This is a genomic window from Cupriavidus sp. R6-3 (assembly GCF_059772245.1).
Genome location: NZ_JCBAJO010000235.1, coordinates 1 through 7,161, shown reverse-complemented (window position 1 = coordinate 7,161; position 7,161 = coordinate 1). Strand labels below are relative to the sequence as shown.

The 7,161-nt window shown below is 67.9% G+C and carries 10 protein-coding genes; 4 read left to right on the top strand and 6 right to left on the bottom strand.

Annotated features, from left to right (window positions below; genetic code table 11):
* Positions 1–367 (top strand): helix-turn-helix transcriptional regulator (locus AC6EI8_RS22535; RefSeq protein ID WP_498382921.1); only part of this gene is annotated, 367 nt, incomplete at its 5' end.
* Between the two features lie 132 nt (positions 368–499).
* Here AC6EI8_RS22535 and AC6EI8_RS22530 read toward each other — a convergent pair.
* The 5 genes from AC6EI8_RS22530 to AC6EI8_RS22510 form a co-directional block, all read right to left on the bottom strand.
* Complete coding sequence (locus tag AC6EI8_RS22530) at positions 500–823, bottom strand: AzlD domain-containing protein (protein ID WP_149316825.1); 324 nt, start codon at positions 821–823, stop codon at positions 500–502.
* Positions 820–1,719, bottom strand: coding sequence for an AzlC family ABC transporter permease (locus tag AC6EI8_RS22525; RefSeq protein WP_223819612.1), 900 nt, complete (start codon positions 1,717–1,719; stop codon positions 820–822). The genes AC6EI8_RS22530 and AC6EI8_RS22525 overlap by 4 nt, the downstream gene beginning before the upstream one ends.
* Before the next feature lie 162 nt (positions 1,720–1,881).
* The gene (locus AC6EI8_RS22520; protein ID WP_498382920.1) at positions 1,882–2,301 is read right to left on the bottom strand and encodes a type II toxin-antitoxin system VapC family toxin; all 420 of its coding nucleotides are present in this window, start codon (positions 2,299–2,301) and stop codon (positions 1,882–1,884) included.
* Complete coding sequence (locus AC6EI8_RS22515; RefSeq protein ID WP_498382919.1) at positions 2,288–2,542, bottom strand: AbrB/MazE/SpoVT family DNA-binding domain-containing protein; 255 nt, start codon at positions 2,540–2,542, stop codon at positions 2,288–2,290. The genes AC6EI8_RS22520 and AC6EI8_RS22515 overlap by 14 nt, the downstream gene beginning before the upstream one ends.
* Before the next feature lie 104 nt (positions 2,543–2,646).
* Positions 2,647–3,579, bottom strand: a complete 933-nt coding sequence (locus AC6EI8_RS22510; RefSeq protein ID WP_498382918.1) for an AraC family transcriptional regulator — start codon at positions 3,577–3,579, stop codon at positions 2,647–2,649.
* Positions 3,580–3,721: 142 nt separating this feature from the next.
* Between AC6EI8_RS22510 and AC6EI8_RS22505 the strand changes: the two genes are divergently transcribed.
* Positions 3,722–4,477, top strand: coding sequence for an SDR family NAD(P)-dependent oxidoreductase (locus tag AC6EI8_RS22505; protein WP_498382917.1), 756 nt, complete (start codon positions 3,722–3,724; stop codon positions 4,475–4,477).
* A 157-nt stretch (positions 4,478–4,634) separates the two neighbouring features.
* Here the strand turns inward: AC6EI8_RS22505 and AC6EI8_RS22500 are convergent, their stop codons facing one another.
* Entirely contained in the window at positions 4,635–5,654 is a 1,020-nt protein-coding gene (locus AC6EI8_RS22500) for a Bug family tripartite tricarboxylate transporter substrate binding protein (RefSeq protein ID WP_226107328.1), read from the bottom strand.
* Positions 5,655–5,973: 319 nt separating this feature from the next.
* Here AC6EI8_RS22500 and AC6EI8_RS22495 point away from each other — a divergent pair, with 319 nt between their 5' ends.
* Complete coding sequence (locus tag AC6EI8_RS22495) at positions 5,974–6,894, top strand: branched-chain amino acid transaminase (RefSeq protein WP_149316823.1); 921 nt, start codon at positions 5,974–5,976, stop codon at positions 6,892–6,894.
* A gap of 86 nt (positions 6,895–6,980) precedes the next feature.
* Positions 6,981–7,161 (top strand): zinc-finger domain-containing protein (locus AC6EI8_RS22490; RefSeq protein ID WP_498382916.1); only part of this gene is annotated, 181 nt, incomplete at its 3' end.

Here is a 7,161-nt window from a genome sequence, read left to right as displayed (position 1 = left end):
CGCCCGCGCCCAGGTCATCGTGCTGCCGCTGCCGCCGTCGCACGCGATGGGGCAGGCCTGGCAGCAGCCGGCCGCGCTGGTCGCGATCCACGACGCCCGCGGCAGCTCCCCGCTGCTGCCGCAGGTGCTGCGCGATCTCTATGGGCTGACGCCGGCCGAAATGCGGCTGGCGACGCTGCTGACCACCGGCATCGGGCTGCCCGAGGCCTGCGAGCAGTTGCAGATCGGCCGCGAGACCAGCCGCACGCAGCTGAAGTCGGTGTTCATCAAGACCGGCACCAACAGCCAGGCGCAGCTTTCGCACCTGCTGACGCAACTGAGCGCCACGCTGAAGGCGCCGCGGGCCGCGCCCGATGGGGGCGGCTGACGTCTGCCCAGCGCCTGCCCAGTGCCTGCCCGACGTCTGCCCGACGTCTGCCCGAGGCTGCCCGATGGCTGCCCGATGGCTGGCCGAGGCTGCCCGATGCTGCCCGACGCCTGCCTTAGGCCTGCCTGACGGCTACGCCAGCAACCGCAGCGCCGTATAGACCGCCATGCCGACCGCGATCATGCCGAGCATCTTGCGGGTGGCGAGGTAGAACAGCGCCGCGGCGATGCCGGCGATCAGCTTGTAGTTTTCCAGGCCGACGGTGAAATGGCCCTGCCAGGTCATCAGGTCGGGCAGGATGATGGCGGCCAGCGCGGCGGCGGGCGCGTAGCGTAGCGCCCGCTGCAGGCGGTCGGGCAGGCTGACGTGCTCGCCGGCCATCAGGAACAGGGCGCGCGTGACGATGGTCACCACCGCCATGCCGATCAGCGCGATCCAGATCTGCCAATGGCTCATGCCTTGTCCTCCGCCGACGACGCGGCATGGCTGGCCCGAGTGCCAGCGTCCTTGCCGAGGTTCATGTTGACCGTGCCGGCGGCCTTGTCGCGCCGCCGCTTGTTTTCGATGCCGCGCAGCGTGGCGCGGGCCGCCATCTGGTCGCTCGCCATGCCGGCCGCGATCGCCCCCGCCACCGCCACCACCAGCCCGAGCCGGTACGGCAGGTCGAAGAAGAACAGCGCCAGCACCGCCGACACCGCGACCGCCATCAGCGTCGAGCGGGAATTGATCGTCGACACCATCACCGGGATCAGCGCCAGCGTGCCGGCCAGCGCCAGCCCCCAGCTGTCGGGAAACAGGCTGGCCAGCAGGATGCCGGCCAGCGACGAGACCTGCCACATCACGAAGTTGGTCAGCGCCATGCCCCAGAAATAGCCTTCCTTGCCGGGCTCGTAGCCCGGCGCCTGGTAGCGCTGCATGAAGAAGACGAAATGCAGGTCGCCGTTGAACGACCCGAGCAGCGTCCGGCGCCACAGCGGCAGATAGCTGAAGTGCGGCTGCAGCGCGGCGCTGAAGATCACGAAGCGCAGATTGACCACGGCGGCGGTCAGCCAGATCGTCCACAGCGGCATGCCGGCGGCGAACAACGGCAGCACCGCCAGCTGGGCCGAGCCGGCGTAGACCAGCAGGCTCATGCCGATCGCCTCGGGCACCGTCATCACCGACTTGCTCATGGCGACGCCGGTCACCAGCCCCCACGAGAAGGTCGCCGGCAGCGACGGCGCGAAACGGCGCGCGCCGGCCAGGAAGCCGGTGCGCTCGGCGGGCGGAAAGCGGGTCCAGAAATGGTGCAGGACGCCTTGCGTGGCACGATGCCAAAGGCGCAGCCAGGCCGGGGGCCGAGGGGAAGTCATGGAGCGGACGCGGTGAGGATTCCGGCCGATCGCGCGACGGCGATCCACGCGCCGCGCCGGCATCGCCGGACACCCCGCCGCGAGCGCGGCGGGTAAGGCGCCATTATAGGGCCTGGCGGGAATTGGGTAAGTGGGCGCTTAAATGATGCGGGCGGACAGTAATCACGCGGGTCGGTCGGCCATATTCGGCCCCAGCAAGCGGAAGCCGGGGGTACGGGCGGCCGCGGCATCGAAGGTCGCCACCCAGTCGCACGCCGCCGCGTGGCACGTTCGTTCGATCAGGCAATCGGCGAAGTCCGCGCCGGACGTCGCATACGAATGGAGCGCCTTGCGCACGGTATCGGCTGCCTCGACGACGAATTCGCGAGAGTCCAATATGCCTTCGACCAGGTCCACGATCCCGCTGCGCTTGATCCCGAAGCGCCGGGTCATCACCCACACCAGTTCGACGAGCGCGACAAGCGGAACGTAGCCGCGCCGCTCGGGGCTCAGGCCCTCCAGCAAGGCGCTGGCGACGGGAGACTGCAGTGGATCGTCCTGGGCGAAGTACCGGACCAGGACGTTGGTATCAATTCCGATCACCGGCCGACGCTCCCTGTTCCGCAATTGCCGCGTTCATCTCGTCGACCGAAACGGGTTTGTCCGGTTTGGGCACCACGCCCTTCAGCCGCTTGACCGACTGATGGGCGGGAATTACTTCGTAGTTACCTGTGGCTTCGTTCATTACAAACTCCACGCGATCGCCAGCCGACAAGCCCAACCTATCCCGGACCTCCGCAGGAAGGGTGACTTGCCCCCTCGAAGTCATCGTGACCGATGTCATCTTTGCTTACCTCTCTCTCGATCCGTTCCGAACACTCGCATTGAACGCCAGTGGACCGCGGGCAGCAAGCTGGCGATTGTGGAGCCGGAAGGCCTCCCAGACTTTCAGAAAGGACGGCGCTCCTCAGGTTTCCGACGGCTCTTCGACCCGGCAACCCCCACCGCGCTGCGCATGGCCTCCGCATCTTTTGCCGGCGGCATGCCGAACAGGCGGCGGTATTCGCGCGTGAACTGCGGCACGCTTTCGTAGCCCACGGCAAAGGCGGCACTGCTGGCCGTCATGCCGTCGGCCAGCATCAGGCGGCGCGCTTCGATCAGTCGCAGCTGCTTCTGGAATTGCAATGGCGACAGCGACGTGACCGCGCGGAAGTGCTGGTAGAACGACGATGGGCTCATGCCGGCGACGCCGGCGAGCCGCGCCATCGGCAATGGCCTGGTGAACTCCTCGCGCAGCACCGCCACGGCGCGCGCCACGCGCCGTGCATTGCCTTCCGGCCATCCCAGTTCGCGGATGGCCGCGCCATGCCGGCCGGCCAGCAGCCAGTAGTGCAACTCCCGTACGCGCTGTGCATGGAGTACCGGCACCGCTTCCGGCCGCTCGAACAGGCGCATCAGCCGCAGCGCGGCGTCGGCGACCTCGGCCTCGGTCGGCTGGTACCGCACCGCCCCGCCATCGGCCGCCGGCAGGCTCTGCATCTGCGTGGCGAGGTCCGCGATCACGGCCGGCTCGAGGTCCAGCACCAGCGAGAGATACGGCGCTTCGGGGCTGGCCCGCGTGACCTGGCTGACGGTCGGCACGTCGGCGGTGATCAGCAGCGAGTCGCCCGCCTCGAAGGTGAAGGTCTGCGTGCCCATGGTGACCTGCTTGCTGCCCTGAAGCACCAGGCAGACCAGCGGCCGCGCGATGGCATGGAGCAGTCCGCTGGGCGCGGTCGCCCTGATCGTGGTCAGGCCGGGCACGGGCGTTTGGGCAAGGCCCTCGGGGTCGGCGTAGGCGTCCGTGTACCGGCGGACGGCATCGAGCAGGTCGGCGTTCATGGACGCAGCATAGCGCTGCCCTCCGGCGACGGCGAGCCGGCTCGGAGATTCAGGCAAGAAAGCGGGAGGAATTGGCTAAGACTATTGGCGTCGGAACTCCAATAATTCGAAGCACCATCCACCGAACCAAGGAGTGATCGCCATGACCAGAATTGCCCTCGTGACGGGCGCCAGCCGCGGGCTGGGCCGAGCCACCGCCCTGAGCATCGCCCGCAGCGGCGGGGATGTCATCGTGACCTACCAGCGCCGGGCCGACGAGGCGAACGCCGTCGTCGCCGAGATCGAAGCACTGGGGCGCAAGGCCTGTGCGCTGCAGCTCGACACCGGGGACGTCGGCAGCTTCGCGGCCTTCGCGCAAACGCTGCGCGCCGCCCTGCGCCAGACATGGCAGCGCGACACCTTCGACCATCTGGTCAACAACGCCGGCCACGGCGACTATGCGTTGATCGGCGACACCACGGAAGCGCAGTTCGACGCGCTGGTCAATGTGCACTTCAAGGGCGTCTTTTTCCTGACGCAGACGCTGCTGCCGCTGATCGCCGACGGCGGGCGCATCGTGAACCTGTCCAGCGGGCTGACGCGGGTGTCCTTCCCCGGCTACGCCGCGTACGCCGCCGTCAAGGGCGCGGTGGAAGTGCTGACCCGGTATATGGCGAAGGAACTGGGCGCGCGCGGCATCGCGGTCAATACCGTGGCGCCGGGCGCGATCGAAACAGACTTTGGCGGCGGCGCCGTGCGCGACAACCCGGAGATCAACAAGCTGTTCGCCGAGATGACCGCGCTGGGCCGCGCCGGCGTGCCCGACGATATCGGGCCGATGATTGCGGGCCTGCTGTCGGAGAGCCACCGCTGGATCAACGCCCAGCGGATCGAGGTGTCGGGAGGACAGGGGATCTGAGGCGGCACGCCTGCAGAACGTGGCCGGCACATGCCGTGTGCATGGCCGGGACATGGCGGACACATGGCGGGCAGGTGCCGGCGCCCCGGACCCTACCGGGGCTGCTGCCTGGCGGGGCCGGCCGGCGGCGGTGCCGCCAGGCCGATCCCAATCCATCTCAGTCGATCGACGCTCCCACCGTCTTGACGACGTTCGCCCACTTCTGGCGGTCGGCCTTCACCGTGGCGCGGAACTGGTCGACGGTCTCGACGCGCGGCGTGTTGCCCGCCTCGACCAGCTTCTGGCGCACCGCCGGGTTTTCCAGCGCGACGCGCACGGCCTCGTTGACCTTGCGGGCGATCTGCGGGTCCAGCCCCTTGGGACCGAAGAAGCCGAACCAGATCGTGCTGTTGTAGTTCGGCACGCCGCTCTCGGCGATGGTCGGCACGTCGGGGATCACCGGCACGCGCTTGGCGGTGGTCACCCCGAGCAGGCGCACCTTGCCGGCGCGGTACTGCGGCAGCACGCTCTGCACCTGGTTGAAGATGCAGCAGACCTCGCCCTTGAGCACCGCCTGCAGCGCGTCCGGCCCGCCCTTGTACGGCACGTGGACCATGTCGAGACCCGCGCGCGCGTTGAATTCCGCGAAAGCCAGATGCGTGCCGGTGCCGTTGCCGGTGGACGCGTAGTTGTACTTGCCCGGATTGGCCTTGACCTTCTCGATGAATTCCTTGACCGACTTGACGTCGATCACCGCCGGATTGACGGTCAGCACGTTGGACACCTCGACCAGCGGGGCGATCGGCGTGAAGTCCGCCTCGGCATCGAACGGCAGGTTCTTGTACAGCGCCGGGTTGATGCCATGGGTGGCGGCGGTGCCCAGCAGCAGCGTATAGCCGTCCGGCTTGGCGTGGGCGACCACTTCGGAGGCCACGTTGCCGCCGGCGCCCGGCCGGTAGTCGTACAGGATCGTGGTCTTGAGCGACTTCTGCAGCGAGTCCTGCAGCGTGCGGCCGACCATGTCGACGCCCGAGCCGGCGGTAAAGCCCATCAGGATCGTGATCGGCTTGTTGTCGGGCCAGTTGGCCGGACCCTGGGCGTGCGCGGACGGAGCCAACGACAGGCAGGCGAGGCTGCCCAGGCTGGCCAGGGTGGCGGCAAGACGGGTCACGAGGCGGCGGGTCGAAGTGCGGGTCATGGCGGCAGGAATCGAAATACCAGGATGGAAAGGCAGGAACAGAGCCAAAGACGGCTCGGCCGGCGCGGCCCGCTGCCTGCATGCGCTGCGGGGCCCGGATTCCAAAGCAAGTACGATACCAATGAATCGCCACTTTCCAAACGATTGAGTTCGCTTGAGCGTATGCCGTGCCGATATAAGCCCGGCACCACGGCCACTGGATCGCCCCCGATCCCCAGCCTGGCGGCGCCATACCGCCGCCTCGCCGCGTTGGCACGGGGTGTGCCGGGGCTTACAATGTCGCCTTTGCACCTTTTTGACGTTTTTGCGGGAGACGAGCATGTCGATGGCCGATCGTGACGGAAAGATCTGGATGGATGGCAAGTTGATCGATTGGCGCGATGCCAAGATCCACGTGCTGACCCATACCCTGCACTACGGCATGGGCGTATTCGAGGGCGTGCGCGCCTACAAGACCCCGGCCGGCACCGCGATCTTCCGGCTCAAGGAGCACACCCGCCGGCTGTTCAACTCCGCCAAGATCTTCCAGATGGAGATCCCGTTCGATCAGGCGACCCTGGAGGCGGCGCAGCGCGAGGTGGTCAAGGCCAACCAGCTCGAGTCCTGCTACATCCGCCCGCTGGTCTGGATCGGCTCGGAAAAGCTCGGCGTCTCCGCGCGCGGCAACACGATCCACGTGGCGATCGCCGCCTGGCCCTGGGGCGCCTACCTGGGCGAGGAAGGCATGGAGCGCGGCATCCGCGTCAAGACGTCCTCGTTCACCCGCCATCACGTCAACGTGTCGCTGGTGCGCGCCAAGGCCAGCGGCTACTACATCAACTCGATCCTGGCCAACCAGGAGGCGACCAGCCTCGGCTACGACGAGGCGCTGCTGCTCGACACCGACGGCTATGTCAGCGAGGGCTCCGGCGAGAACGTCTTCATCGTGCGCAACGGCGTGATCTACACTCCGGACCTGGCCTCCTGCCTGGACGGCATCACCCGCGACGCGACGCTGACGATCGCGCGCGACCTGGGCATCGAAGTCCGCGAGAAGCGCATCACCCGCGACGAGGTCTATTGCAGCGACGAGGCCTTCTTCACCGGCACCGCGGCCGAAGTCACGCCGATCCGCGAGCTCGATGACCGCGTCATCGGCGAAGGCCGCCGCGGCCCGATCACCAAGCAGATCCAGGACGCGTTCTTCGCCGCCGTCGGCGGCACCAACGAGAAATACCAGCACTGGCTGACCCTGGTCTGATGCCGGCGGCCCGGCCGCCCAAGGCGCCGGGCCCCGCCGCAGCACGAGCCAGAACCCTCCCCTGACAAGACTGACCCCGCAACACCATGACGCAAACCGCAAACGTCGTCGAAATCGGCGCCGAAGACCTTCCGCTGCACTGCCCCACGCCCAATACGCCGACCTGGAACTACCATCCGCGCGTGTTCCTCGATGTGGCGGACACCGGCCAGGCCAAGTGCCCGTACTGCGGCACCGTCTACCAGCTCAAGCCGGGCACCGTGCTCA